Source organism: Pseudomonas sp. MWU13-2100 (assembly GCF_023242365.1).
In the GTDB taxonomy this organism is placed as follows: Bacteria; Pseudomonadota; Gammaproteobacteria; order Pseudomonadales; family Pseudomonadaceae; genus Aquipseudomonas.
In genome coordinates this window covers 1-895 of sequence record NZ_JALLIX010000122.1, presented here as the reverse complement: position 1 = coordinate 895, position 895 = coordinate 1, and the positions used below count along the sequence as shown (strand labels likewise).

Annotated in this window: 1 protein-coding gene; it reads left to right on the top strand. The window is 52.5% G+C overall.

Features of this window, described 5'->3' with window-relative positions:
* Positions 1-281: 281 nt before the first annotated feature.
* Positions 282-895 (top strand): TniQ family protein (locus M5B99_RS29620; protein WP_248807459.1); only part of this gene is annotated, 614 nt, incomplete at its 3' end.

The window sequence follows — 895 nt, the reverse complement described above, 5'->3', positions numbered from 1 at the left end:
CATTGACAACCATAAAAGTTTTTGAAAAGCGCACACAAGATTCCGGTCACCTCCCATAGCTGCTTGATATAGCGAAAGTTTCTCGTGGTTTGTGTGTGCAAAAGGTTTCAATTGCTTTTCGTTGGATAACTTGAAAGTTATCCACATTGCTATGGCATTGCTGAATATCTGCGCTGTCTGTTAATTCCAAACAGACTATCCACAACTCCCGTCGAGCTACAATAAGTTATCCACAGCACGTTTTTGCTTCCCCGAGCACGAACTCGAATGGAAAGGCGCCCATGGATGCCTCCTGTTTATGTGCTTACCCCGCTTGGCTACCGGGAGAAACCTTCTTCAGTCTTTGCAGTCGCCTGCATTTCCTATCTGGCCACCTCAGCCCAGCCGCGACTACCGAGCAGTTGTTCAGTCTCTCAGAGCAGAGCATCAAGCACGACTTGCCCTGTGGCCTGGATGCTTTTGAGCTGAACACCGCTGGCCGTTGGGGGAGAGCCATCTCCATCATCGAGCACCACACGATTTTCCCGTTCTTCGCACCTTTTCAGTCGGATAGGTCAGTCGCTGAGGCGCTTGCTCAAATCAGAAGCCCATCAATCGGACCGCTGAAGTATCAGCTCGGTCTTGTTTGTGGGGGATTTGGTGCGGATCATCCTCTGCGAGCGTGTCCGTCCTGCATGGTGCGCGACGTGGTCTTATACGGAGTTTCGTATTGGCACCTGCTCCACCAGTACCCAGGTGTGGTGGTCTGCCCTGAACACAGCGAAGTGCTTTGCGAATGCATCCAAAACCGCCGTTGGTGTGGCCGCTTCACTTGGACGATGCCCAGCGTCGACACATTACGCGACTCGGATCATGGAGTGATCACCTCACTGGAGCGGGAACGACTCGCCCAACT